The following is a 24,748-nucleotide window of genomic DNA, read 5'->3' on the forward strand; positions in this document are numbered from 1 at the left end:
CGTCCCCGCACCATCACGCCGCGATTCGTCAGGGCCCCGCCATTTCCAGCGTCGGCTTGGGCTTCTGGCCTGGCTTCGCCTTCCGCACGATCTCCAGGAGGTCGTGCTTCTGCTTGCCGTATTCGAGCGTGATGACCTTCTCGGTCGCCTTCTGCGCGCTCATGCCGAAGTCCTCGAACACGATCACCTGCACCTTCGTGCGCGTCGAGGCGCGGTTCCGGTCCGACGCGAAGTAATGGGCCTGCATCTTGTACTTGCCGTCCGTCGCGTTTTTCAGGACGTACATCTCCGGGCCATAACCCTGCGTGACGTCCATCGTGAGCTGGCCGCCGAGCTGCGTCTGGCGATTGCCGAAGTAGCAGACGTCGCCGTTCGGCTCGGTCACGTGCAGGTCGATGTCGGTCGCGTCCGTGTTCCAGGTGATCATCACGACGAGATCGGCGCTCTGGAGCTGGGTCTCGCGGGCCACCTGGGGCAGGCGGTTCTTGACGTACTCGGGCACGTGGGTTTTGAGGTCGCCGCGCGCCGCGCGCTGGAGCAAATCGAAGTATTCGAGCGCGAGGATCTTGCGGAACTCGCCGAACCGCGCTTCCCATCGCCCCGCGAGGCCCACCTCGAAATACGCCATCGCGAGGTCCGTGCGGCCGAGCCGCGCGAGGGTCTGCGCCATGGCGCGGTAAGTCTGCGGCTCGTAGGGGCGCGCGACGGCGACGCGGCGGAAGAGGTGGAATGCGTCCGCGGGCAGGCCGAAGCTCATCGCCGTGACGCCGACGTCGCGCGCGAGCACGGCATCGCCTGGGTTTTCCTCGACGAGCGAGCTCAGCGCTTTGAGGGCGTCCGCGGGCCCGAGCGAGGCGCGCCGGCGCTCGGCCTCGGTCGTCATGCGATCGTAATCGAGCTTGTGCGCGGTGAGGTCGGCGAGCACGGGGGCGGGGATCGACTTCTTGTCGCGCGATTTCACGGCGAGCGGGGCCGCGTCGACGCGGAAGCTCTCCTCGGGCATCTGATTGAGCGCCTGGCGGAACGAAGGTGGTACGGTGAGGGCCACGCCGGGCGTCGTGGGCAAACCGTCGATCCAGCGCAGGAACGTGGCCTTGGGGTTGCCGAGTGCGGAGGCGGAGAGGGCCAGCGTGTCCTCGACGACGCGCGAGGCCGACGCCGATTTGATGGTCCGGGCGAAGTCCTCGGGCACGATGCCGAAGCGCTGATAATCGGCCTCGGACTCCAGCATGAGCAGCGACGAGGTCTTGCCGGGGACGCGGAAGTGGATCGAATACGCCTTCGCCATGGTCTCGGTGGCCGGGGCGAGCTCTTCGATCTGCGCGACCGCGATCTGGCCATACCCACGAATCGCGAGCGGGGAGGGGATCGCCTGGCCGAGCGGGGCTTTTACGATTTGCGTGCCGCTGCCGGATTCGAGCGTGAGCTCGACGGCGGCGTCCTTGTCGGGCGTGCCGCGGCCGGCGACGCGGAGGGTTTGGCCGGGAAAGACGAAGCGAGGGCGGCCGGCGAAGAGGATATCGCTGCCGCCGGAGACACGCGCCGAGACCAGGCGGAATGGGCGGCTCTTGTGCGCGGTCGAGGCCTTCTGGACCTCGGCGTCGCCCGTGACGGAGAAGAGCGCGCCGCCGGTCTCGCGCGTAAGGAGCGTGAGCGCATCCACGTCCGTGCCCGCGAGGCCCGTCTGGTATGCGTAAACCGAGCGGACCGGGGTTTTCTGCAGGCGCTTCGTGATCATCTGCGCGTCGGGCTCGCCCCAGGTCGCGGCGCCGTCGCTGAGGAGGAAGACGTCGAACTGCGGGGCGCCGGGCGCGGTCGTGGCCCGGGCGAGCGCGGCGCCGAGATCGGTCGCGCCTTCGAGCGCGAGGCCCTCGGCGAAGGTCTTGAGCTCGCGGCGCGAGGCGGCGTCGTTCGTGACGAAGCGCGGCTTCCAGAACGTCTGCTCGATGTTGAAGAAGAGGACGTTGTAATGCTTGATCGTGTCCTCGTTGTTCGCGAGGATCGCGTCGAGGAGCTTGAGCCAGACGTTGAAGCGATCGGGGTTCGACGAGAGCGAGGTGTCGACGAGGAAGAGCACGTTCTCCTCGCCCTTCGCCGCCGACGACGCGGGAAACTGCGGCGCGATGTCGGCCGCGAAATAAGGCCCTGTCGCGGCGTCCGTCGCGACGACGTGCGCGGCGCCCGGCTTCTTGATGCGGACCGTGACGGTTTTTCCGGACGGATCGTCGAACCGATAGAAACGTTTGTCCGGGCCGGAGAAGGCCGGCACGGCCGGCGTGACGTCCACGGACGCGCCTTGCGGCGCCGCGACGGCGAAATCGATCGCCTTGCTGCCGACGTTCTCCGGCAGATCGAAGCTGTATTCGAGGTCCTCGCCGATCCGCGTGAGCGGCACGTCGTAGCCGAGCACGATGCGGTGGGATTTGCCCCCGACGAGCGGGAAGACGCGGGTATTGAAAACATTCGGCCCGGCCCATTCGAGCAGCGCCGGATCCACGTTGCGGCGCACGGTCTGCGTGTAGGCGAGCGCGGCCTTTTCTTTCGGCACCATGCGCGCCTCCTTCACGCCCTGCCACGCGGATTGGCGCGCGCTCCGGATCTCGGCCGGCTCGCCGCCCATGCCGCGGGCTCGTTCCGCCGGGAAAAACGCCGGCACGGCGTCGCCCGCGATGGCCATCGCGTCCTGCCCGAACGCAAAATAATACGGCGACGCGCCCACGGGCAGGCGCATCTTGAGCGTGCCTTCGTACGTCTCCGGGCGGTTGTTCTTCACGACGATGTCGAGCACGACGCGGGCCATGAAGCCGTCGATCGCGACCTTGGCCTGCACGCTGCGCACGGGCAGCGCCTCGCGATCGCCGATCTCCACGCGCACCGCGTGGGCCCCGCTCTGCGCGCGCTTCCACGTCGTCGCCTCGTCCGATCCCGCGACGGACTTGGGCTTCGCCGCGGCCGCCCCTTTCTCTTCGGCCTTGGCCTCGACCGCGGAGCGCGGCGCTCCCCCTCCCACAGAGGCCGGCGCTCGCGGCGGCGCGGAGGTGGGCGCGGGCATCGACGCCGCGGCGCCAGGCGCCATCGGGGCGGGCGCGGCCGGCGGCGGAGGCGGCTCCGCGGGTTTTGCATCGTCGGCGTCGTATCGAGAGTCCGGCGCCGACTCCGTCTCCATTGATTCGACGGCCGCGGGAGCGGCCTCCCCGGCGGGCGCTTGCGCTTCCGCCATCGAAGGAGGAGCCGAGCTGCCGCCGCAGCCGCCCACGCTCGAGGAGAGCGTCACGAACAGCACGAGGAGGACCAAGAACGCGCGCGCACGTGAGGTCATGGCCCGAGCATAACGGAGTTCGTTGTCGGGACTTACAGGAAGATCGACCGATCGCGGCGCACGTGGCATATCCTCGCGGCATGACTTGGTTTTGCGTTTCGGAGGGAACATGAAGCTCGCGAGCATCGCGAAGGAGACCCTCGACATCGTGTCCCGCGGCGAATACGAGAGCGCCGGGGGCCAGCGCGTCCACATCGGCCGTCTCGTCGAGGCGGCCGCGGCGGGGACCGTGCTCTACAAACCGGGCGATCTCGTGCACGCCGAGCCTCGCGAGCGGCGCCCCGGATCGATCCGCATCGAGGTGACGGACGAGACGACCGCGGCCGCGGGGCGAAGGCTCTGCCGCGAGGGCGAGGCGCGCGTCGCCGCGCTGAATTTCGCCTCCGCGAAGAACCCGGGCGGCGGTTTTTTGGGCGGCGCAAAGGCCCAGGAGGAAGACCTCGCGCGGTGTTCGGCGCTTTATACCTGCCTCGTCCGGCAGCCGAAGTATTACGAGGCAAACCGGGCGACGGCGTCGATGATCTACACCGATCACCTGATCTACTCGCCCGACGTGCCGTTTTTCCGGGACGACCGGCTCGCGCTCCTCGACGAGCCGTTCACGTTGTCGATCGTGACGGCGCCGGCTCCGAACGCGGGCGAGGCGCTTCGCCGCGACAAGAAGGCGGGCCCCGCGATCCACGAGGCCCTCGAGCGGCGCGCGGCGTACGTGCTCGCGGCCATGGCGCTTCACGGTCATCGCACGCTCGTGCTCGGGGCGTGGGGCTGCGGCGTGTTCCGCAACGACCCGCGCGAGGTCGCGGACGTGCTCGCGCGCTGGCTTGCGCATCCGCGCTTCACAGGCGCCTTCGATCGTGTGGTCTTCGGGATCTACGATCGCAGCGCGGCGCGCGCGACGCTGCGCGCGTTCGAGGAGCGGATGGCGAACCTGTGATCGGCCTCTTGTGCCGCGGCGCGCTTCCCGGCACGATCGCTCGGACGCCCATGGCTTCGATCTTTCGCCCTCGTCGCTCTGCTCGGTTCGCGCTCCTCGCCGTGGCGCTCGGGCTCGCCTCGTTTGCCCTGCCTGCGCCGGCGGATGCCCAGACGTTCCCCGCGGATGCTGCGTGGAAACCGCTCGTCCGGGGGGGCGCGCGGGTTGCGGATCCACCGGGGGATGCGGCATCTGGGCAGGACGTCGTCAGCGATCCCGCGCAGGGCGGCGCCGCGGCCTACTTCGCGGCCGACGCCAATTTCCTCTACCTCCGGCTGCGGATCAACGACGCGGTGCTCCAGGCGTCGCCCGCGGATTTCAAGGCGTTCGGCTGGGTTTGTCTCATCGATACCGACGGCGACCTCGCGAGCCACGAGCTCTCCATCGGGGTCCTCGGGAGCTCGGACGTCGTCGAGCTCCGGCGAAACACGAGTCCGCAGAACGACGGATCGCCTGCGGACATCTCGGAGCTACTCTTGAAGAGTTACCCGGCGTCGACGCACGCGCGCGCTGTCGCGGCTCCCTCGATGATGAGCGGAGACGCTGACTTCTTCATCGACTGGGCCGTCGCGCGCGTGGATCTCGGCATCACCAACCAGACGCCGTTCCGGCTCGCGTGCGGCTCGTCGAGCGACGCGCAGAGCCTCACGGGTGATCTGATCTCGGACAAGGGCGCCACCACGCTTGCCGGGCTCGTGGCCGATCCGATCGCCCTTTATGGCGCGACCTGCCTTTACGACTGCATCGACACTGGAGCGCCCTGCACCATGGGTGTCGGGGCCTGCCTCGAGACGGGCTCGATCCTGTGCGACGGGCTCACGAGGTCCTGCGACGCGTTCCCCGGCGAGCCCGGCACGGAGACCTGCAACGGGATCGACGACGATTGCAACGGCGTGATGGACGATGGTTTTGATCTCGGCGCGGATTGCGACGTGGGCATCGGCGCGTGCGCGGCGTCGGGCGTCATCGTGTGCACCAGCGACGAGCTATCGAGCGTGTGCAGCGCCACGCCCGGCGCTCCCGAGGTGGAGACGTGCAACGAGATCGACGATGATTGCGACGGCGCTGTGGACGAAGATTTCGGGCTCGGCGTGCCTTGCGACGTGGGACTCGGCGCGTGCGCGGCGTCGGGCGTCATCGTGTGCACCGCCGACGAGCTCTCGAGCGAGTGCAGCGCCACGCCCGGCGACCCCGCGGCGGAGATGTGCAATGGCATCGACGACGATTGTGACGGCGTCGTGGACGACGGGCTCGACCTCGGGGAGATGTGCACGGTGGGCGTGGGCGCGTGCCTCGCGATGGGTGAGATCGTCTGCGACGCGCTTTTCGCTACGACGTGCAACGCGATGCCGGGTTTGCCCTCGAACGAGACATGCAACGGCGTGGACGACGACTGCAATGGCGTGACCGACGAGGGCTGCGCGGACACGGACGGCGATGGCTTGAGCGACGCGGAGGAGGGCATGCTCGGCACGGATCCGGCCGACGCCGACACGGACGACGACGGCGTGCCCGACGGCGCCGAGCCGTCGAAGGACGCGGATTCGGATGGCGACGGGCTCATCAACGCGCTCGATCCGGACAGCGACGATGATGGTTTGCCGGACGGCACCGAGATGGGCTATGGCTGCGACGATCCCGCGACGGACCCCGCGCCATTGAGCTGCGAGCCCGACGGCGATCTCGGCGCCACAAAGACGGATCCGACGAAGGCCGACACCGACGGCGGCGGCAAACCGGACGGGCTCGAAGATGCGGATCACGACGGCGTCGTCGATGCGGGCGAGACGAATCCGAACGATCCGGCGGACGACGCGTTCACCTGCTTCACGGACGTCGATTGCGGCAATCCCGTGAGCGGCTCCGTTTGCGAGGCGGGCATGTGCGTGCCCGGTTGCCGCGGCGTGGGGGGCAATGGTTGTCCTTACGGCGAAGTGTGCTCGTCCGTGGACGCCTCGCGTGGCGTTTGCGAGCCCGGGCCGAACGAGTGCGCGAAGGACGCCGATTGCGGCGCCGCCGACAGCGGGCGCGTTTGCGACATCCCGGCGCGCGTCTGCCAGGCGGGCTGCCGCGGCGCGGCGGGCAACGGTTGTCCCGCGGGATCGTTCTGCACCTCCGAGACCTCGCAACTCGGCGTCTGCGAGCCCGTGCCCACCGTGGGTTTCGAGGGCAACGGCGTGTTCTGCGACGCCGCGGGTGCCGGGCGGGGACGCAGGATGAGCGGCGGCGTGCCGTTCGTGCTGGTGCTCGGGCTCTCTGCGTTCGTCGCGAGGCGCTGCTCCCGGGAAAAACGGAGCACGCGCGGCAAGATCCGGGGGTGACCCCAGCGCCGGGCTTTGATAGCCTCGGTCGAACGGTCTTCGCATGCTCTTCACCCTCCGCGCCACGGGTCCGCACGCGTCGGGGCTCGGGTTCCTGCTGCACAAGCACCCCGACAAACTCCAGACGTTCCCCCTCGCGTTCGGCCGCGCGCACGTCTTCTATCCCGAAGCCTCGACCGAGGCCGTGACGGCCGCGTTGCTCGTCGACCTCGATCCGGTCGCCCTCGTGCGGGGTCGGCCCGGATCCTCCGAGGGCGGGCCCGTGGATCAGTACGTGAACGACAGGCCGTACGCCGCGTCGTCGTTCCTCAGCGTCGCCATCGCGCAGGTGCTCGGCTCGGCGCTCGCGGGTCGCTGCAAGGATCGGCCGGAGCTCGCGCAGACGTCGATCCCGCTCGAAGCGACGCTCTCCGCGGTGCCGTGCCGCGGCGGCGCGACGCTGCTCCGCGCGCTGTTCGAGCCGCTCGGATACGAGGTCACCGCGACCCGTTTGCCGCTCGATGAACGTTTCCCCGCGTGGGGCGAGGGCGCGCACCACGACGTCCGCCTGCGCAAGGCGTGCCCGCTCTCGGAGCTGCTCTCGCACGTGTACGTGCTCGTGCCCGTACTCGACGACGACAAGCATTACTGGGTCGGCGACGACGAGGTGGAGAAGCTCGTCTACCACGGCGAGGGGTGGCTCGCGACGCACCCCGAAAAAGAGCTCATCGCGCGGCGGTACCTGAAGCACAGGGGTCGCCTCGCGCGCGCGGCGCTCGATCGGCTCGTCTCGGGCGAGGCCAAGGATCCCGACGCGGAGGCCGAGGCGCACGCCGAGGAGGAGGCGGCGATCGAGGCGCCCGTGCGCCTCGACGAGGCCCGGATCGAGGCCGTGGCGCGGGCGCTCTCGGACGAAGGCGCGACGTCGGTGGTCGATCTCGGCTGCGGGGAAGGCAAGCTCCTCGCGAAGCTCTTGCGAAACCGAGCGATCACGCGGCTCGTGGGGGTCGACGTCTCGCAACGCGCGCTCGACGTGGCCTCGGAGCGGCTGAAGCTCGATCGGCACGGCGGCCGAAAATCCGAGCGGATCGAGCTCCTGCACGGATCGCTCCTCTACCGCGACGCGCGCCTCTCGGACTTCGACGCGGCCGCGCTCGTGGAGGTCATCGAGCACCTCGAGCTCTCACGCCTCGGCGCGCTCGAGCGCTCGGTCTTCGAGCACGCCCGCCCCCGCGTCGTCGTCGTGACCACGCCGAACGCCGAATACAACGTCGTCTTCTCCTCGCTCCCCGCGGGCCACATGCGCCACAAGGATCACCGATTCGAATGGACGCGCGCCGAATTCGAGGCGTGGGCGCGCGGCGTCGCGGAGCGAAATGGCTATGCCGTCCGGTTCGCGCCGATCGGACCTGTCGATGAAACCCTGGGATCTCCCACGCAAATGGCGGTGTTCTCCCGATGAGCACGGAAGTCCCGGCGGAGGCGGCCCCCGCGAACGGCCGCACGATTTCCCTGCCGACACCGAGCCTCGTCCTGCTCCTCGGCGCGTCGGGATCGGGGAAGAGCACCTTTGCGCGCAAGCATTTCGCGCCGACCGAGGTCGTCTCATCCGACATGTTCCGCGCGATGGTCTCGGACGACGAGAACGATCAAAGCGCGTCGGCGTCGGCGTTCGAGGTGCTGCACCTCGTCGTGGACAAACGCCTGGAGGCAGGCAAGCTCGTGGTCGTCGACGCGACGAACGTGCGGCCCGAGTACCGCAAGCCGCTCGTGGCGATCGCGCGCAAGCACCACGTCTTCGCGACGGGAATCGTGCTCGACGTGGGCGAGCGCGTCTGCAACGAGCGGAACGAGGCGCGCACGGACCGCAACGTGGCGGTCCACGTGGTGCGGCGGCAATCGCAGGATCTACGAGCGTCGCTGCGCGGGATCGAGCGCGAGGGCATCCGCGTGGTGCACGTGCTGCGGAAGGCCGAGGAGATCGAGAACGTCACCATCGAGCGTACGCGCCTCTGGACCGATCGCCGCGACGAGCACGGTCCGTTCGACATCATCGGCGACGTGCACGGCTGCTGCGACGAGCTCGAAGCGTTGCTGGAAGATCTCGGGTACACGGTCGAATGGGATCCCGCCGCGGGCCCGCACGGCGTGCGCGTGACGCCGCCGCCGGGCAGGCGCCTCGTTTTCCTCGGGGATCTCGTCGATCGGGGACCGCGGATCGTGGACGTCCTGCGCCTCGTGATGACGGCCGTGCAGAGCGGGGCCGCGCTGTGCGTGCCGGGCAACCACGAGGTGAAGCTGCTCAAGGTGCTCCGCGGACGGCAGGTCACGATCATGCACGGGCTCGCCGAGACGCTCGCCGAGCTCGCGCATACGACGGAGGCGTTCCAGGCGGACCTCGCGCGTTTCATCGACGACCTCGTCAGCCATTACGTGCTCGATGATGGGCGGCTCTGCGTCGCGCACGCCGGGATGAAGGCGTCGATGCAAGGGCGCTCGTCGGGCGGCGTGCGCGAATTCGGGCTGTATGGCGACACGACGGGCGAGACGGACGAGTATGGTTTGCCCGTGCGGCTCAACTGGGCGACCGAATATCGGGGCCGCGCGACGGTCGTGTATGGCCACACGCCGGTGCCGACGGCGGATTGGCTGAACAATACGATCTGCATCGATACGGGTTGCGTCTTCGGCGGCGCGCTCACGGCGCTGCGTTATCCCGAGCGCGAGCTCGTCAGCGTGCCGGCGGCGCGTCAATATTGCGAGCCGAAGAAGCCGCTGGTCCCGGTGGCGGCCGAGGATGGGCGCTCGGCGCAGCAGACGCACGACGACACGCTCGATCTCGACGACGTGATCGGCAAGCGGCCCGTGAGCACGCGCCTCGCGCGGTGGGTCACGGTGCGCGAGGAGAACGCGGCCGCGGCGCTGGAGGCGATGAGCCGGTTCGCGGTCGATCCGCGCTGGCTCGTTTATCTGCCGCCGACGATGTCCCCGACCGAGACGAGCGAGTTTCCGGGCACGCTGGAGCACCCGGCCGAGGCCTTCGCGTATTTCCGGCGGAACGAGGTCCCGCGCGTCATCTGCGAAGAAAAACACATGGGCTCGCGGGCCGTGATCGTCGTTTGTCGGGACGAGGCGACCGCGAAGAAGCGGTTTGGCACGACGGACGGTCGGGCGGGCATCGTGTACACGCGCACGGGCCGGCCGTTTTTCGACGATCGCGAGCTCGAAGAGGCGCTTCTCGCGCGGGTGCGGCGCGCGGCCGAGGCGAGCGGGCTCTTCGAGGAGATCGGGCCCTGGTTCGTGCTCGACGCGGAGATCATGCCGTGGTCGGCGAAGGCGCAGGCGCTCGTCCGGGTGCAATACGCGCCCGTGGGCAGCGCGGCCCGGTCTTCGCTCGGAGCCGCGATCGAGGCGCTCACGAAGGCGAAGGCGCGCGGGATCGAGGCGGACGCGCTCCTCGGGAACATGCAGGCGCGGGCGCGGGCCGCTTCGCTTTACGTGGACGCGTACGGACGGTACTGCTGGCCGGTCGCGTGTATCGAGGATTATCGCGTCGCGCCCTTCCATCTGCTCGCGGCCGAGGGGCGCGTGTTCGTCGATCGAGATCATCCTTTCCACCTGGGAATCGCGGCGCGGCTCGCCGAGGCGGATGGCCAGGTGCTCGTTTCGACGCGGCACGTGGAGGTCACGCTCGGGGACGAGGCGAGCGAGCGGGAGGGCGCGATGTGGTGGGAGGAGCTCACCTCGGAGGGAGGCGAGGGCATGGTCGTCAAGCCCATCTCTTTCCTCGCGCGGGGCAAACGCGGCCTCGTGCAGCCGGCCGTGAAATGCCGCGGCCGCGAGTATCTCCGGATCATTTACGGGCCCGAATACGATCTGCCGGAGAATCTCGCGCGGCTCCGCAATCGTGGGCTCGGCGCGAAACGGTCGCTCGCGCTGCGGGAGCTCGCGCTCGGCGTCGAGGCGCTCGAGCGTTTCGTCCGGGGCGAGCCCTTGCGGCGGGTGCACGAATGCGTGTTCGCGATCCTCGCGCTGGAAAGCGAGCCGGTCGATCCGCGACTTTGATGCCATAGCCGGGCGTTATGCTCCACGTTTGCTATTCTCTTCGCGCGGCAACCGTCGCGCGGGATGGAGGATTGGAATGAACGAGAACGAGTCGAACGCAGGGGACGGGACTCTCGTATCACCCGAGCTCGCGGAGGACGCGATGCTCGTGGCCGTGGCCGCGGGGCAAGCGACGCTCGAGCGCGGGGTGAAGAGCGGGACCGTGGTCCTCTTGCAGAAGGCGCTCGTCGAGCTCGGCGCGTCCCTCACCCCGGATGGCTCGTTCGGACCGAAGACCCACACGGCCATCGTGGCCGAGCAAGCCGCGGCGGGGCTGCCCCAGACGGGTGTGCTCGACGCGGCGACGCTCGTGGTCATCGATCGGCGCCTCGCCACGCAGCGGAAGGGCCGGCTGCACGACGCCATGGCGGCGGCGGTCGGGGGCGCGCCTGCGAGGCCCGCGGCCGCGGCGCAGGTGGCGGGCGGGCCTTCGCGGCAAGATCAGGGGTATTTCGACGACGCGGCCGAGCTCCGGGGCCCGGGGGCGGGGCCCGTGGCGGATCCGGATTCGCCGCCGCCGGTCCAGGCGCAGGCCGGCACGAAGAAGGGGCCGCTGCCTTCGGACCGCGCCGGTTCGCTCGACGCCGTTCGGCGCGCGATCGGCGACGACGGGCCCGCGAACGCGGCCCTCGAGCGGCTCCTCGCGGCGGGGCGCCTGCACGAGGGATCACTCCTTCCGAACCTGGCCACGTTCGCGCAGACGCCACGCAACCCCGCGCTCTTGCTGGAGGCGGGGATCGAGCCGGAGCTTTTGCTCGGGCAGGTGATCCGGCACGTCGACAACCCCCTCCGGGTGCAGCAGGGGCAGGGGCACGGGACGTGTGGGGCCGGCGTGATGGAGTATGTGCTCTTGCGGCGAGATCCGGCCGAGCTCGTGCGGATCGTCGACGGCATCACCCGCGAGGCGCGCGCCATCACGCTCCGGTCCGGCAAGAAGCTCGAGATGCCTCGCAGCGCGATCGCGCGGGACAACTCGGGGCGGGTGGACCTCGACCGGCTCTTCCAGTCGGCGATCATGAACCACGCCTCGGCGATGAGCTGGCTCTTCGATTACGACAACCCCGAGGACAACGACACGTTCTGGGCGGCGGTACGGGGCAACAGTCAGATGGCCGTGTATGGCTTCACCAGCCTGTATCAAGCCATCCTCGGCGGGAGCTATTCGAGCGTGAGCACGCTTTCTCGGCCCAAGGACGAAGTCGCGACCCTCGTGGCGACGTCGGCGGCGCGTGGCGTGCCGGTGCCCGTGATCCTGGAGTTCCGGACGTACCACTGGCTTTCGGTCGAGTGGCTCGAAGCGGGCAAGGATGGCAAGCCCGCCTCCATCGTCCTCCGAAACCCGTGGGGCAAGGACGAGGGCGGCGACAAACCTCCCCGCGTGGCCATGCCCGAAGGCGGAGGTCGCGTCCGGATGAAGTATGCCGACTTCATCGAAAACGTGTTCGGCGCCACGGTCCGCGGCTGAGCGGGGTTCGTCCCGTCGCCTCTCGTCGCCCCCTCCTGGCGACTTCGCCCTCTCATTCAGGGTTACGGCTCATCAGCGTCGTGGCTTCGTACCACTTTGGTGGTAGTCGTCTGGTGAGCCGTATCGCCGCTGCCCCTGGCCCGGTCGGAGCATCGCTCCTCGCCCCCGCCAAAAGGGATTACGGCTCGTGCATCCTTCGCCTTCGTACCACTTTCGTCGTAGTGGTTCGGTAATTTAAATTGCCGTGCAACCAAGACGGACGCCGGATCGCCCTATATTTGGACACTTTGGCGGCCTGGATACAAAATGGCCCCATGAAGGACTGGAATACCTGGACCATGGAAGCCGATCGGGGGCTCGAGCTCCGGACGCACAAGATTCGCGTCGAGGTGAGCCGAGGGCCCATGGCAGGGGTCGTCACCGAGGTGCTCGGGCCGGAGGTGCGGGTCGGGAGCGGGAAGGATTGTGACCTCGTTCTCGAGGATCCGACCGTCAGTCGGCATCACCTGCTTCTCCGTATCGAAGGCGATCTCCTGCGCGTACTCGACACGACGAGCCGCAATGGCACGACGGTCGACGGCGTGCGGATCCGCGACGCCTACGCCCGGCCCGACTCGACGATCGGGCTCGGCGCCTCGGCGCTGCGGCTGAAGATGATGCGCGACGTGGTGGCGCTGCCGCTCTCGTCCCGCACGCGCTTCGGCGGTCTCGTCGGCGCGAGCGTGCCGATGCGGCGGCTCTTCGCGCTGCTCGAAAAGATCGCGCGGACCCACGCGACCGTGCTCGTCGAGGGGGAGACCGGGACGGGCAAGGAGCTCGTGGCCGCAGCGATTCACGCCGAGAGCGCGCGGGCGAGTGGCCCGTTCATGGTGTTCGATTGCTCGTCGGTGAGCGCGGGCGTGCTGGAGAGCGAGCTCTTCGGGCACAAGCGCGGCGGCTTCACGGGCGCGACCGAGAGCCGCATGGGGAGGTTCGAGGCGGCGCACGGCGGGACGCTTTTCCTCGACGAGATCGGCGAGCTGCCGCTCGAGCTCCAGCCGAAGCTGCTCCGGGCTTTGGAGACACGCACGATCACCCGGATCGGGGAGAACGAGCCGCGGCGGGCCGACGTGCGGATCGTGGCCGCGACGAACCGATCGCTGGCGGCGGAGGTCGAGCGGGGCAGGTTCCGCGAGGATCTCTATTACCGGCTGGCCGTCGTGCCGGTGCGGCTGCCGCCGCTGCGGGAGCGGCTCGACGACATCCCGCTGCTCGTGCGGCATTTCGAGAAGGAATGGCAGGGGCGGAAGGACGCGCCGCCGCTCCTGCCGAACGAGGTGCTCGAGCGGATGAAGGCGCACCCGCGGCCGTGGCCGGGGAACGTGCGAGAGCTTCGGAACAAGGTGGAGATGATGCTCTCGCTCGGGCTCGACGAGCCGCCGTGGGCCGCCGAGGAGACGGAGGAGCCGCCGTCGGCGGTGCTTCCGGTCGTGAACCTCGAGCTTCCCTTGCACGTGGGGCTCGCGCACCTGGAGAATGCTTACAAGCGGGCCTATGTGGAGCGCGCGCTGCGGGAGACGGGGTACAACGTGTCCCAGGCCGCGAAGATCGCCGGTGTGGGGCGGGCGTTCGTCCAGCGGGTGATGCGAAGACACGGGCTCCGATCGAGCGACGAGGGCGGCGGATCCGAGGGCGGGGCCGCGCCTGCTGCTGCGCCTCCGCCGGTGCTGGGTCCCTCGCCGGCGCAAGGGGAGTCGCCCGCGCCGGGGCAGAACCTGTATGAATGGTATCGAAAACATCCGCTCGCGTCGTCGGAAGCGCGCCAGTGGCCCGAAGGGTTGGTCCCCCGGAACGGTACGGGATCGAAACGTCGGGACGAAGGCGGGCGTTGAATCGTGGTCAGTTCGGGTTCATCATGAACGCATATGAGGGGGCCTTCGGATCTCACGGAGCATGAGCACGGCCTCATGCTGGACCTCGTCGCCGAGCTCGGCGGATCGCTCGATCTGCACGAGGTGCTCGGCCGCGGCTACGGCCTGCTCTCGCAGCTCGTGTCCGCGGATCACGGGGCGCTCTGCGTGAGCCGGCCCGAGGGGCACGCCGTCTACGACTGGGCCGTCGTCGAGATGCCCGAGCGGTTTTTCCAGGGATACGCGGAGATGGTGCCGCACGACTTCGTCCGGATCGCCGTGGCCGAACGTCCGAACGAGGTGTTACGCGACACCGAGATGCTCGCGCGCGCGGCGATGGAGCGGAGTTACCTCTACAACCACTGCCGCGACATCGGCATGCGGCTCGAGCACGTGATGGCCGTCATGCTCCGCGACGATCCTGCCTGGCACGGGGGGCTCATCCTCTACCGGGACAAGCGGGTTCCATTCTCGGATCACGAGCGCATGATCCTGCAGAAGCTCTCGCGGCATTTCACGAACGCGGTGAAGAACTGCCGGCTCTTCGGGGCGATGGCGAAGCGCGCGTCGCTGCTCGACGCGGTGCTCGCCGGGATCGGGCACGAGGCGATCGTGTTCAGCGCGTCGGGCGCGGAGATTGCGCGGACGGCGAGCGCGGAGAAGATGCTCCAGGCCTGGTTCAGGCCGATCGAATTCGGCCCGGACGGGCTCCCCGAGCCGCTCGCCGCGCGTCTCGCCTCCATCGTGAAGAACCCTCACACGCTCACCGACGCTTTCTGGCGGAGCGGCGCGCTGGCCGAGCTGAAGGTCTCGATCCAGAAGCTTCCGGGTATGGACGCCGCGTCCTTCGTGATGCTGTTCGAAGAGGTCCCGCAGCTCGTGCCCATCCCCCTGGCCTGGCTGAAGGTCCTTTCGTCCGCGGAGCTCAAGGTGGCGGAGCGCGTATGCTGGGACAACGCGCTCATCGCCTCCGAGCTCGGCATCACGGAGCTCACGGTCAAGAAGCATTTCTCGCACATCTTCGACAAGCTCGGCATCCCGAACCGCGCCGCGCTCATTCACATGGCGTGGCGGCAGCGTTGAAGGTCGTCTCTTCCCCCGCGAACATCCCCGGATAAAGCGCCGCGGTGACCGCGGCCGAGAGCGCGATGGCGCGGCGGTCCTCGGCGGACTCGATGCGCCCGAAGAGGCCCCGCAGCACCTCGGTGTGCCCCTCGTCGGCATCGGCGTGGCCGGAGAGGAAGCGGACGCCGCGTTCGATGCCGGGGATCCGTCGCCGCGCGATGAGATGCGCCGCGGTGGTGCCGGCGCGGGTCTGGGAGAGGGCTTCGAGGACGTAGGCCGTGCCGAGGAAGGCGAGGGGCGAGCCGGCCTCGACCTGGAATCGGTTCCAGGCGATGTAGGCGGTGACGGCCGAGCAAGGCGAGGGCGGCGCGGCCGGGTTCTCGGGGCGGCCGATTGCGGCGAGGTCCTCGAGGACCCAGAGGTCGTGCCCTTGCTCCTCGTCGGCTTTTTGCAGGAAGAGCCGCGCGAGGTCGGGGGCCTTGCCCGCGCGCGAAAGCCGCTCGCCGGCGCGGCGGAGCAAGGGGCGGGTTTGCTGGACATAAAGATACGTTTGTCGGAGGAAGGACGCGTATTCGTCCGTGTCGAGATCGCCTGCGAGCAGGCGGCGGGCCGCGGGGTGCGCGTCGAGGGCCGAGAGCAGGTCCGAGACGGTGGTATCGAGGGTTTCCACGAGGCAGTTCATGATCACGGGCTCCTTTCGTTCAGGCGGCAATCGAGCCCGGATTCGGGAAGACGGGGGGCTTTGCGCGCTGCACGGTGCGCTGTTCGGCGACCGACGCGAGGAGCGGGAGGGCGCACATGCGGAAGCGGGTGTCGTAGACCGGAGGGCCCACGAAGCGGGCGCGCATGCGGCGGGCGTACATGTCGAGGGTGCGCGGGAGCCGGAATCGCGCGGGGGAGCGCGTGGCCTCGGAGCGCGCGTGGTCGTCGAAGAACGGGCGTTTCGGCGAGGCGGGGGCGGACGGAGGGAAGCGCGGGGCGAGGGATAGGTCGTTCCGGACGAACCCGCGCTCGCGTGCGACGTGCTGGATGAGGCGGGCGTCCTCGATGCCGTCGGTCTCGGTGTTTGCGGTGGCAATCCAGTAGCCGACGCCGAGGACGCGGCTCAGGTGGACGGCGGCGGCGTGGAGCTCGGCGACGGCCATGGAGTGTCTATGGGTGGCGAGGACGCAATATCGCGAGGTTTCGGCGAGGCGGAGGCCGACGGCGGCGAGGGGCGTGAGGTCGAATTGCGACTCGACGGAGAGGCCAAAGGAGGTACCGTTCGTGGCGGCAACCTCGGGGTTCGGCAGGAGGAGGCGGAGGGTGCCAACGGCGAGATCGCCGTCGTAGGCGATGAGGTGGAGGGTCGTGGGGAGGGTATCGAAGGAATCGAGCTCGCGGGGGACCGTGTGGTCTTTCGTGTCGAGGTAGCCGAGCTCGCGGGCGAATACGTCGAAACGAACGCGGACGGCGTCGTCGAGGTGTCTCTGGGTTTCGGCGATGATGCAGCGGATGTCCGACATGATGTCCTCCGGCGGCGCAAGCAGGAAATCGGCTCGGTCGCCGGAGAGGCATTGATTGCAGGCGACGTGCCTGCGGAGGGTGGTCGATTTTCGGGCTGAACGCGGGGGGAAAGCAGGGCGAGGTGGATCCGGATGGATGCAGTGTCGTCGACAAAGGTGGACGAGGTGGATCCTGGCGCATGCAGCACCTGGAGGCGCCAGCCATCGGGTTCGTTTGCCCAAGCCGTGCATACCGTGCTGCGCGGATCGCGCAACGAATCGTCATGCCGCCCTGGGCGGTCATCACGAAAGGACGCGCCCGCGCGCGATTCTACAAGAGGCGAATCAGCGTGGCTCCGCGATCGTCGCCAGTGCGGCGAGGATACGCTCTGCCGGTCCCACGCGCCGCGGTCGCATCAAGATCCGCGGATCGATGGGCGCGAAGAGCGTCGCGGCGGGGCGCGCCTCGAAATGCAGGTGCGGGACCCCTTTCGCGTTCCCGCTGTCACCTACATAGCCGAGGAGCGTTCCCTTCGAGACGATTTGTCCAACGTGAAGGCCTGGGGCATGGTCGTTGAGGTGCGCATAAAAGAAGAGCAGCGCCCCGTCACCCGCCACGAATACCACCTTGCCGCCGCGCGGCTGCTTCTCGAGCGCCAGCACCACGCCCCACGCGACGCTGCGCACCGGCGTGCCACGTGCCGCGAGGATGTCGACGCCCTGATGCCGGGAGCGACCGCCGTCGCGCGGCGCGCCGAAGGTGGGCGGAATGCGCGCGAGCGGCACGCCGTCGACTGGCGGGTGAAGCGCGCCGCTCCCGAACGCATAGGCCCCCCACAAGAAGAGCTGGCCGAACACGAAGACCACGAGCGCGAGCCGTCGTGGCCGGAAGCGCCTCCTCGGCGCGGCCGTCGCGCTCTGGGGCGAGGGATGCTGGGCGCGCATCGGCTTTCCTCTCACCGAAGGCCTGGCGTGCTTTCGACCTTCTTCTTTTCGGCGCGCCGCACGCCGATTTGCGACAGCCGCAAGGGTGCCTCCCTCGGATCCGGGTGCGCGATGTGCCCCTCTCCCTCGATCGGCGGCGACGCAGGCTCGTTGCCCGTGAGCTGCTTGAGCCCGTAAAACCCGTTCATCGCTGCCGAGAGCATCATCCCGCCGCGGCTCAATTGCCGCATTCCGCGCGCGAGCCGATCCCGCACCAGCGCCGGCGAGAAGGCGCGGTTCCAGAGCCGCCGGTGCGCCGCGAGCAGCTCGTCGGGGGTCATCTTGGCGGGCCGGAACGCCACCCCGTAGCCGCTGTAATGGGGCCAGTCGCGCTCCGTGAGGATCCGGCCGTCACGCAGGTGTTCGTCATAGAGCGGTGTGCCGCGGAATGGCGTCAGCACGCTCAGGAAGGGCACGTCCACGCCCACGGCATTGAGGCGATCCGCGGTGGCGGCGATGGCCTCCGGCGTTTGATCGTCGAACCCCGAGATGAAGCCGGCCATCACGCAGATCCCCCGATCGTGCAGGCGATCGATCGCGTCGCGGTACTCGCGCACGCGGTTCTGCCGCTTGTCGACGCTGCGCAGATCCGCCTCGTCGAGGCTCTCGATACCCAAAAAGATGCCGATGCATCCGGACCGCTCCATGAGGTCGAGTAGCTCCCGATCCTTGACGATGTCGATCGACGCCTGCGTCAGCCACCACCGATCGAGGCCGATCATCGCGCGGAGCAGGTCCTTGGCCCAGCGGCGCTGGACGAGGAGGTTGTCGTCCCAGAACCAGGCGACCTTGTCCTGCCAAAAACGAGGGAAACGCGTGGTCGCGATATCGCGCACGACCTCGTCGACCGGACGCACGCGGAAACCCGGGTTCAGGTCGGGCACGGTGCAGAAGCTGCACGTGAACGGACAACCCCGCGTCGCCTGGAGAACGCGCGGGACGAGGAAGCGGTCTTCGAGCAGATCGTACCGGGGCGTCGGCAATCCGGCGAGGTTCGCCGGCTCCCCGCGATACACGCGGCGCGCCGTTCCCCGCTCGAGATCACGGAGCACCTCGGGCCATACCGACTCGGCCTCCCCGGTGACGACCACGTCCACGTGTGAAAGGGCCTCCTCGGTCCAGTACGAGACGTGCGGCCCGCCCGCGACCACGCGCACGCCGAGCGCACGGTAGCGATCGGCGAGCTGATACGCGCGGCGGGCGAATCCCGAGAAGAAAGAAAGGGCGACGACGTCCGGCGTGGTATCGACGGGGACGGGACGCACCTGCTCGTGAATGACCTCCACCTCGTGCTCGGAGGGGGTGATCGCCGCGAGGTGGATCCCCGTCACCGGCGGGACGAAGTGCCATTGATGACCGCGACGGTAACGAGGCACGTAATCGACGACGATTCTCACCTTCATCGTAGGACTCCTCGAAGCTCACGATGAACGCGTGCAGCCTGGTTCGCCGCGCGAGAGTGCGTGAGCGGTCGGTCCTGGGACGCGAGCGGGCGCTTCGATACCTCGAGCGGTCTCGCGTTCCGCCCTGCCCTGGGATCGGCTATCACCTTCTCCGATGACGGCGCGTGCAGCCGGGAGACCAGAGCCCTTGGAGGAGCCCCTCGCGATCGCCACGCTCCGCGCCCTCGCAGCGCCGCGTCGCCTCGTCCCGATCCTCGTGATGACCGTCACGCTCCTCGTCGCCCAGGCGCGCTCGGGCGGCTCGGCCTCCCTCGCGGTCGGCGTTGCGCTTTGCGCCTCGTTCACGCTGCTCGCGCCGGTCTCTTGGCGCGCGATCGCCGCCGATCGCCCCACGCTGCTGCGCGTCCTCGCCTATGCGGCGCTCGGCGCGATCGTGGTCTTTGGCATCGGGGGCGTGATCCCCCGCTGGTTGCGACTCGGGCCTAGCTTCCTCACCGTCCCTGCGAACCTCGTCAGCTCGCTCGCGCTCTACTGGGTTGGCGGCTGGGGGCTCGGTCGGGACATCGATCTCGAGGTGCGGCTCGTTGCCCAGCGGGAGCGCGCCGAGAGGCTCGAGCGCGAGGCGGAGCGCGCGCAGCTCCTCGCGCTCCGCGCGCACCTCGATCCCCATTTCCTCTTCAACACGCTCAATGCGATCGCCGAGTGGTGCCGCGTCGACGGCGCGGTCGCCGAGGAGGCCGTGCTGCGCCTCGCGTCGATGCTGCGCGCGATCCTCGCCGGCGTGCGTGCCGAGTGGTGGCCCCTCGAGCAGGAGCTCGCGCTCGTACGTACGCTCTTCGAGCTTTTTCGACTGCGCGATCCCACGCGGTTCACGGTGGTCATGGAGCTCGATCCGGACGCCGCGCCTCTGCCGGTACCGCCCCTCGTGCTCCTGCTGCTCGCGGAGAATGCGATGAAACACGGTCCCGGCGCCGGGCACGAGGGCGAGGTGCGTCTCGTGATCCGACGGGTGCCGGGCGCGCTTCGAATCACGCTCTCGAATCCAGGCGCGTACGCCGGCCCGAGGGCGGGCAGCGATGGCTTGCCCACCGTGCAGCGCCGGCTCGCGCTGGCCTACGACGAGCGCGCGCGCCTCTCCATTCGCGGCGAAGACGACCGCACGCGGGTCGATCTCGAGCTGCCGGAGGTGACCTCGTGAGTGCGCTGCGGGTGCTCGTGGTCGACGACGAAAAGCTCGCGCGGGCGCGTCTTTTTCGGCTGCTCGGCGCGATCGAGGACGTGGTGATCGTGGGCGAGTGCGATCGCGGCGACGCTGTGCGCGCGGCCCTCGGGCAGGGCAGCATCGACGTGATCCTGCTCGATATCGAAATGCCCGGCCTCACTGGGCTCGAGGCGATTCGCTTGTTGCCCGAGCCGCGGCCCTACGTGATTTTCTGCACCGCGCACGCCGAATACGCCGTGTCCGCGTTCGAGGTGGCCGCGGTCGATTACCTGCTCAAACCCGTGGAGGCCGGGCGCCTGCAGATCGCCATCGAGCGCGCACGACGTGTCATCAGCGCTGCGCCCCCGAACCCCCCTCACGCCGCCGCGCGGCGTCTCGCGATCGAGACCCGCGAGGGCGTGCTGCTCCTCGATCCCGCCGAGATCTCGTTCGCCGAGCTCGACGGCGCGCTCGTCACGATCGTGGCGAATGGGCGGCGCGTGATCACCGATCTCTCGCTGGCCGCGCTGGAAGAGCGCCTGCCGGCGGGCACCTTCGTCCGCGTCCACCGCCGCGCGCTCTTGAACCTCGAGCACGTGAGCCTGCTCGAGCCCACGCCCTCGGGCGGCTACCTCGCGCGCACGAAAAATGGCCACACCGTCGAGGTCTCCCGCCAGGCGGCGAGGGAGCTCCGCCGCGCGCTCGGGATCGCCCGCGGCGCGGGCGGCGACGAAGCATGATGGCTCGGCGTCACCGGAGCGGCCGCGCGACGAGGTCCTCGGCCAGCTTTCGGAGCGCCGCCTCCCGCGGGTGCCCGTCGCGCCAGACGAGCCGGAACCAATCGATCGGCAGCTTCACCCTCGGCAAGATCGGAACGAGCCGGCCCCGTCGAAGATCCCCCTCCACGAAGTATTGCGGCAGCACGGCGACCCCCGTTCCTGCGAGGGCGCGCATGCGCACGGCGCCTATCGTGCCGAGGTAGTCCACGCGCCGAAAAGCCCAGTCCTCGCCTCCCGGGCGGGTGTCCAGGAAGTAGCGAAAGAGCGGCAGGTCGCGGTGCGTATCGAGCAGCGTGTGCGTGGCGCAATCTTCTCGACGCGCGAGGGGGCGACGCGCGAGGAGCTGCCGTTGCCCCACGAAGACGTACCGCTCCTCGTGCAGGCGCGCGTATGAAAAACCCGCGTCCGAAAGCCGCGCGCTCGAGACGAAGGCGTCGATCATGTCGCGCTGCGCCTGCCGGACGAGCTCCGCCGTATCTCCGAAATAAAGGTGAAGCCTGCGCTCGGGGCACGCCGCGTCGAGCGCGTCGAGCGCCGGGACGAGCCAGCTCATGCCGAGCTCGAAGCGCGTGCCGATCGTGAGCTCGTAAGGCATCGGCGCGCCGTCGTCGCGGAGCACGACCTCGCCGCACCGTCGCGCCTGATCGAGGCAACGTTGCGCCTCCGGCACGAGGCGTTCGCCCGCAGCGGTGAGCGCGACGCGGCGGGTCGTGCGGTCGAACAGGGGCGCGCCGAGCGTGTCCTCGAGGCGTTGGATGCGATCGCTGAACGCCGCGGGCGATAACGCGACGGCGCGCGCCGCCACGCGGAAGCTCAGGTGGCGCGCCGCGGCCAGGAAACAACGGAGCGATTCGAGGTCGGGGAGGGAGGCGCCGGGGCGGAAGGAGGTAGGGTCGTTCATCGTTCGGTCTTCCCGAACGATACAATATCGAACATTCCGATTCACAGGACGTTCGAGGGGACGCATCCTGGGAAGAACCAACGGTGGACCCGTGCGGCGCACGGGATCCCGCCCGGAATCCTGTCTTCCTAACGCAAGAGGATGTCATGAACATCGAAAAACTCTTCAATGTCCTGGTCCTGGGGGGCGCGGCGCTTGGTCTCCCTGCGTGCAGCCACACGAGCGACGGGGGGAACGGCGGGGACGGTGGCGCGGCAGGCACGAGCAGCGGGAACGGCGGGAACGGCGGGAACGGAGCGGGCGGAAGCGGGGGCGCGACGTCGGGGAGCGGCGGCGCAGGCGGCGAGGGCGTGACGTCAGGGAGCGGCGGCGCAGGTGGCGAGGGCGGCGCGAGCGCGACGTCGGGGAGCGGCAGCGCGGGCGGCGCGAGCAACCTCGAATGCTCGCCGTCCCCCGCCAACCCGAGTGATCCTTGCGGCTGCCCGTGCTGCTGGGCCGAGAATTGTCTCAATACGGAGCCGTGCTGCGCCGGATTCTGCGAGGCGGGCAATGCCGGGGCAGGCTGCTGCAATGGCTGACGTCGAGGCCACGACCGCGCGTTGCGCCGCGGCGCAGATCTGGCGGCACCGCGCGCGCGCCGAGCTCGAAGCGTCCGCGCGATTCACGCGGCTCGCAGGCGAGCTCGCAGCATGCGGCGCCGTGGCGCCCGTCATCACGATGGCCCGCGAGGCGGCCGAGGACGAGCGGCGCCACGCAGAGCAATGCGCAGCACTCGTGCGCGAGCTCGGAGGCAAGCCCTTCGAGCTCGGAGCCGTGCCCGCCGCGCGCGTGGTGACGCCCAGCGGACTCGGGCCACGCGAGCGGCTGCATTACGAGGTCATCGCGATGTCGTGCGTGACGGAGACGCTGAGCGCCGCACTGCTCGGCGAGCTCGTCGCACGTGCGACCGATCCGCTGGTGCGCGACACGATGCAGCACATCCTTCGCGACGAGGTCGACCACGCAAGGCTCGGATGGGCGCACCTCGCAGCCGAGCACGAGCGCGGCGCCCAGGATGTCGTGGGCCCCTCTCTCCCGGCCATGCTCGCCGGCACAGTCTCCGAGGAGCTCTTCTCATCCTGGGCAGAGCACCCGGCACAGGAGGCGCTCTCCGGCCTCGGCGCGCTGGATCGCGCCGAGCGGAAGCGAATCTTCCGCGACACGATGTCCCTCGTGGTGTTCCCAGGGCTGCGGCGCTTCGGCGTCGACACGGCGCGGGGGGAAAGCTGGCTCTCGGAGAGGCTGCCGTGAATCTTCTGCTCCCTGCCGCTCGGTCAGCTGAACGCGGCGAAGTCGACGACGAGCGCGAGCGGCTCGCCGCGCCGATCGAGGGCCCAGTGGCACGAGTAGAACGTGCCCGTCTCGGGGCTCGCGCGGCATAGGGCGATGTTCCATTTGCGGATACGCGGGAGCGCCACGAGGATGCCCGCCTCGCCGTCTTCGAGCTCGATCAAGCTCATCAGCTCGGGACGGCGAGGCGGATCGAGCTCGGAGACTTCGCGATAGTCGAAGATCGCGGCGAGCCCGGACGCGAGACCAAAGACCGTCGCCTCCCTGAAGGGGAATGTCCACGCGGCTCTTTCGACGCTTGCAATCTCGCCTTCCGCGAAGCGAAGGACGACGGCCCCGACGTGCGCGTCACTTTCGCCGAAGAGGAAGCTTATCTCGTGAGCCCCTCTTGGCGCCTCACGTTCGAGCGGCTGCTTGTGGAAGTGATGAATGGGATCCGCGATCGCCACCTCCCCTGACGCGATCCTGAGATGACCCATCCCCATCGTCTTCCTGACATCCGGATGGGCCCCCGTGACGAGCGCGCGTATCGTCCGGTCGAAGTCGCGACCGTCCGATATTTCACCCGTATCTGGATCGACCAGGAAAAAGCTCTTCTGTTCGTCAGGTACCAGCGTGCCCTCGCGTCGCTTGCGGCTCCTCTCCTCTGCGTGCTCCCTCTCCGCCTTCTTTTGTGCCTCGTCTCGCACCCTCAGCCGCTCTCCCCACGCGTGGTCGTCTTCCGCCTCTTTGCGCAGGCGCGCGAGGGTCGCTTCGATACGCTCGGGCGTGGTCTCCTCCAGCAGCACGGGGCTCGAGATGATGCTTCCCCAAGGATAAACGATGGTGATCGTGGCGCGGTCTACGTCCGGCTCGATGACGTAACCGTCCCGCGTCAGTGCGAGATACCAGTCTGCCTCTTCGCGTGCCTTGCCTTCCATGCCAAGAGCGACGTTCGTCATGTCTCGGACGAGCTCTTTGGCCGCGAGATCGTTGCAACGAAGGAAAGCGCGCATCTTCACCTTGGAGCTCTTGTCGAGGAGACCTGCTCTCAAGACGTCGAGCACGGTGGCTCGAGGCAGTCGGTTGTCCATCGCCGCTATCGCGGCGAAGCGCTGACCCGCCTTGCGCGACGTTGCCAGGGCCAGGAACGCTTCGAGCGCGGAGCTGTCGCGAGAGGCCAACTGCACGAGCATCTCCATCCCAGAAGACCAGAGGAGCGTCGACGCAGCACCTGCGACTCCCACGACGACATCGAGACGCGCCTGATCGCAGGTGCCGTCCTTCCAGATGCCCTCGAACGCGGCGAGCGCGAGGCCGAGAGCCTCCTTGGGCTTCGGGTCCTTCAATGTTTCGATATGAGCGCGAAACGCTTCAAAGCCGTCCATGCTTCCGTCAGCATAGCATTGAGGGGCGCTGGACCCCAAGGAGCTTTGCAGCAAGAACGCGCGTGACTGCGCTCGTGGCACCGGCTTTGCTCTGCGGGCCGCGCCGTGTTTCTTCTGCGCGCAGGGGCCATTGACGATCGAGTGAAGGGGTTCGTCGTGGGCAGGCCCCCCGCCATTTTCCAAGT

The 24,748-nt window shown here is 69.0% G+C and carries 18 protein-coding genes; 11 read left to right on the top strand and 7 right to left on the bottom strand.

Annotation, left to right across the window (positions count from 1 at the left end):
- Positions 1–28: 28 nt before the first annotated feature.
- The gene (locus tag KEG38_RS37130) at positions 29–3,319 is read right to left on the bottom strand and encodes a DUF2135 domain-containing protein (RefSeq protein WP_272425150.1); all 3,291 of its coding nucleotides are present in this window, start codon (positions 3,317–3,319) and stop codon (positions 29–31) included.
- Between the two features lie 109 nt (positions 3,320–3,428).
- On the opposite strand from KEG38_RS37130, the gene KEG38_RS37135 reads away from it, so the two are divergent.
- The 7 genes from KEG38_RS37135 to KEG38_RS37165 all read left to right on the top strand — a co-directional run bounded on the left by KEG38_RS37135 (position 3,429) and on the right by KEG38_RS37165 (position 15,133).
- Positions 3,429–4,253: a TIGR02452 family protein gene (locus KEG38_RS37135; RefSeq protein WP_272425151.1), complete on the top strand. Its 825-nt coding sequence runs from the start codon at positions 3,429–3,431 to the stop codon at positions 4,251–4,253.
- Positions 4,254–4,303: 50 nt separating this feature from the next.
- Positions 4,304–6,613, top strand: coding sequence for a MopE-related protein (locus KEG38_RS37140; RefSeq protein WP_272425152.1), 2,310 nt, complete (start codon positions 4,304–4,306; stop codon positions 6,611–6,613).
- A 43-nt stretch (positions 6,614–6,656) separates the two neighbouring features.
- Positions 6,657–8,054 carry a 3' terminal RNA ribose 2'-O-methyltransferase Hen1 gene (locus KEG38_RS37145; RefSeq protein WP_272425153.1) on the top strand — a complete coding sequence of 466 codons (1,398 nt, stop codon included), beginning with the start codon at positions 6,657–6,659 and terminating at the stop codon, positions 8,052–8,054.
- Complete coding sequence (locus KEG38_RS37150) at positions 8,051–10,657, top strand: polynucleotide kinase-phosphatase (protein ID WP_272425154.1); 2,607 nt, start codon at positions 8,051–8,053, stop codon at positions 10,655–10,657. Before KEG38_RS37145 ends, KEG38_RS37150 begins: the two co-directional genes overlap by 4 nt.
- A 76-nt stretch (positions 10,658–10,733) precedes the next feature.
- Entirely contained in the window at positions 10,734–12,161 is a 1,428-nt protein-coding gene (locus KEG38_RS37155; protein ID WP_272425155.1) for a peptidoglycan-binding domain-containing protein, read from the top strand.
- A gap of 314 nt (positions 12,162–12,475) precedes the next feature.
- Positions 12,476–14,032 carry a sigma 54-interacting transcriptional regulator gene (locus tag KEG38_RS37160; RefSeq protein ID WP_272425156.1) on the top strand — a complete coding sequence of 519 codons (1,557 nt, stop codon included), beginning with the start codon at positions 12,476–12,478 and terminating at the stop codon, positions 14,030–14,032.
- Positions 14,033–14,107: 75 nt separating this feature from the next.
- Positions 14,108–15,133: a helix-turn-helix domain-containing protein gene (locus tag KEG38_RS37165; RefSeq protein WP_272425157.1), complete on the top strand. Its 1,026-nt coding sequence runs from the start codon at positions 14,108–14,110 to the stop codon at positions 15,131–15,133.
- Here the strand turns inward: KEG38_RS37165 and KEG38_RS37170 are convergent.
- The 4 genes from KEG38_RS37170 to KEG38_RS37185 all read right to left on the bottom strand — a co-directional run bounded on the left by KEG38_RS37170 (position 15,105) and on the right by KEG38_RS37185 (position 18,986).
- Positions 15,105–15,797: an iron-containing redox enzyme family protein gene (locus KEG38_RS37170; RefSeq protein WP_272425158.1), complete on the bottom strand. Its 693-nt coding sequence runs from the start codon at positions 15,795–15,797 to the stop codon at positions 15,105–15,107. The genes KEG38_RS37165 and KEG38_RS37170 overlap by 29 nt on opposite strands.
- A gap of 19 nt (positions 15,798–15,816) precedes the next feature.
- Positions 15,817–16,620, bottom strand: coding sequence for a GNAT family N-acetyltransferase (locus KEG38_RS37175; protein ID WP_272425160.1), 804 nt, complete (start codon positions 16,618–16,620; stop codon positions 15,817–15,819).
- A gap of 324 nt (positions 16,621–16,944) precedes the next feature.
- Positions 16,945–17,544 carry a murein hydrolase activator EnvC family protein gene (locus tag KEG38_RS37180; RefSeq protein WP_272425161.1) on the bottom strand — a complete coding sequence of 200 codons (600 nt, stop codon included), beginning with the start codon at positions 17,542–17,544 and terminating at the stop codon, positions 16,945–16,947.
- Positions 17,545–17,555: 11 nt separating this feature from the next.
- On the bottom strand, positions 17,556–18,986 hold the full coding sequence (locus KEG38_RS37185; RefSeq protein ID WP_272425162.1) for a B12-binding domain-containing radical SAM protein: 1,431 nt from the start codon (positions 18,984–18,986) through the stop codon (positions 17,556–17,558).
- Positions 18,987–19,140: 154 nt separating this feature from the next.
- On the opposite strand from KEG38_RS37185, the gene KEG38_RS37190 reads away from it, so the two are divergent.
- Entirely contained in the window at positions 19,141–20,184 is a 1,044-nt protein-coding gene (locus tag KEG38_RS37190) for a sensor histidine kinase (RefSeq protein WP_272425163.1), read from the top strand.
- Positions 20,181–20,927: a LytR/AlgR family response regulator transcription factor gene (locus KEG38_RS37195; protein WP_272425164.1), complete on the top strand. Its 747-nt coding sequence runs from the start codon at positions 20,181–20,183 to the stop codon at positions 20,925–20,927. Before KEG38_RS37190 ends, KEG38_RS37195 begins: the two co-directional genes overlap by 4 nt.
- A gap of 10 nt (positions 20,928–20,937) precedes the next feature.
- On the opposite strand, the gene KEG38_RS37200 is transcribed toward KEG38_RS37195, so the two are convergent.
- Positions 20,938–21,867: a LysR family transcriptional regulator gene (locus KEG38_RS37200; RefSeq protein WP_272425165.1), complete on the bottom strand. Its 930-nt coding sequence runs from the start codon at positions 21,865–21,867 to the stop codon at positions 20,938–20,940.
- A 146-nt stretch (positions 21,868–22,013) separates the two neighbouring features.
- Here KEG38_RS37200 and KEG38_RS37205 point away from each other — a divergent pair, with 146 nt between their 5' ends.
- Positions 22,014–22,445 (top strand): hypothetical protein, encoded by a 432-nt coding sequence (locus tag KEG38_RS37205; RefSeq protein ID WP_272425166.1) that lies wholly within the window; start codon positions 22,014–22,016, stop codon positions 22,443–22,445.
- On the top strand, positions 22,438–23,157 hold the full coding sequence (locus KEG38_RS37210; RefSeq protein ID WP_272425167.1) for a ferritin-like domain-containing protein: 720 nt from the start codon (positions 22,438–22,440) through the stop codon (positions 23,155–23,157). Before KEG38_RS37205 ends, KEG38_RS37210 begins: the two co-directional genes overlap by 8 nt.
- A gap of 23 nt (positions 23,158–23,180) precedes the next feature.
- Here the strand turns inward: KEG38_RS37210 and KEG38_RS37215 are convergent, their stop codons facing one another.
- The gene (locus KEG38_RS37215; RefSeq protein ID WP_272425168.1) at positions 23,181–24,524 is read right to left on the bottom strand and encodes a hypothetical protein; all 1,344 of its coding nucleotides are present in this window, start codon (positions 24,522–24,524) and stop codon (positions 23,181–23,183) included.
- Positions 24,525–24,748 lie beyond the last annotated feature (224 nt).

The organism is Polyangium jinanense (assembly GCF_028435265.1).
Classification (GTDB): domain Bacteria; phylum Myxococcota_A; class Polyangia; order Polyangiales; family Polyangiaceae; genus Polyangium; species Polyangium jinanense.

What these genes read in the sequence shown, in the direction of transcription:
- KEG38_RS37175 (WP_272425160.1), bottom strand. Translation starts at nt 16,620, where the DNA reads ATGTCGGACATCCGCTGCATCATCGCCGAAACCCAGAGACACCTCGAC.
- KEG38_RS37150 (WP_272425154.1), top strand. Translation starts at nt 8,051, where the DNA reads ATGAGCACGGAAGTCCCGGCGGAGGCGGCCCCCGCGAACGGCCGCACG.
- KEG38_RS37165 (WP_272425157.1), top strand. Translation starts at nt 14,108, where the DNA reads ATGCTGGACCTCGTCGCCGAGCTCGGCGGATCGCTCGATCTGCACGAG.
- KEG38_RS37130 (WP_272425150.1), bottom strand. Translation starts at nt 3,319, where the DNA reads ATGACCTCACGTGCGCGCGCGTTCTTGGTCCTCCTCGTGCTGTTCGTG.
- KEG38_RS37210 (WP_272425167.1), top strand. Translation starts at nt 22,438, where the DNA reads ATGGCTGACGTCGAGGCCACGACCGCGCGTTGCGCCGCGGCGCAGATC.
- KEG38_RS37145 (WP_272425153.1), top strand. Translation starts at nt 6,657, where the DNA reads ATGCTCTTCACCCTCCGCGCCACGGGTCCGCACGCGTCGGGGCTCGGG.
- KEG38_RS37180 (WP_272425161.1), bottom strand. Translation starts at nt 17,544, where the DNA reads ATGCGCGCCCAGCATCCCTCGCCCCAGAGCGCGACGGCCGCGCCGAGG.
- KEG38_RS37160 (WP_272425156.1), top strand. Translation starts at nt 12,476, where the DNA reads ATGAAGGACTGGAATACCTGGACCATGGAAGCCGATCGGGGGCTCGAG.
- KEG38_RS37135 (WP_272425151.1), top strand. Translation starts at nt 3,429, where the DNA reads ATGAAGCTCGCGAGCATCGCGAAGGAGACCCTCGACATCGTGTCCCGC.
- KEG38_RS37185 (WP_272425162.1), bottom strand. Translation starts at nt 18,986, where the DNA reads ATGAAGGTGAGAATCGTCGTCGATTACGTGCCTCGTTACCGTCGCGGT.
- KEG38_RS37200 (WP_272425165.1), bottom strand. Translation starts at nt 21,867, where the DNA reads ATGAACGACCCTACCTCCTTCCGCCCCGGCGCCTCCCTCCCCGACCTC.
- KEG38_RS37140 (WP_272425152.1), top strand. Translation starts at nt 4,304, where the DNA reads ATGGCTTCGATCTTTCGCCCTCGTCGCTCTGCTCGGTTCGCGCTCCTC.
- KEG38_RS37205 (WP_272425166.1), top strand. Translation starts at nt 22,014, where the DNA reads ATGAACATCGAAAAACTCTTCAATGTCCTGGTCCTGGGGGGCGCGGCG.
- KEG38_RS37170 (WP_272425158.1), bottom strand. Translation starts at nt 15,797, where the DNA reads ATGAACTGCCTCGTGGAAACCCTCGATACCACCGTCTCGGACCTGCTC.
- KEG38_RS37155 (WP_272425155.1), top strand. Translation starts at nt 10,734, where the DNA reads ATGAACGAGAACGAGTCGAACGCAGGGGACGGGACTCTCGTATCACCC.
- KEG38_RS37190 (WP_272425163.1), top strand. Translation starts at nt 19,141, where the DNA reads ATGACGGCGCGTGCAGCCGGGAGACCAGAGCCCTTGGAGGAGCCCCTC.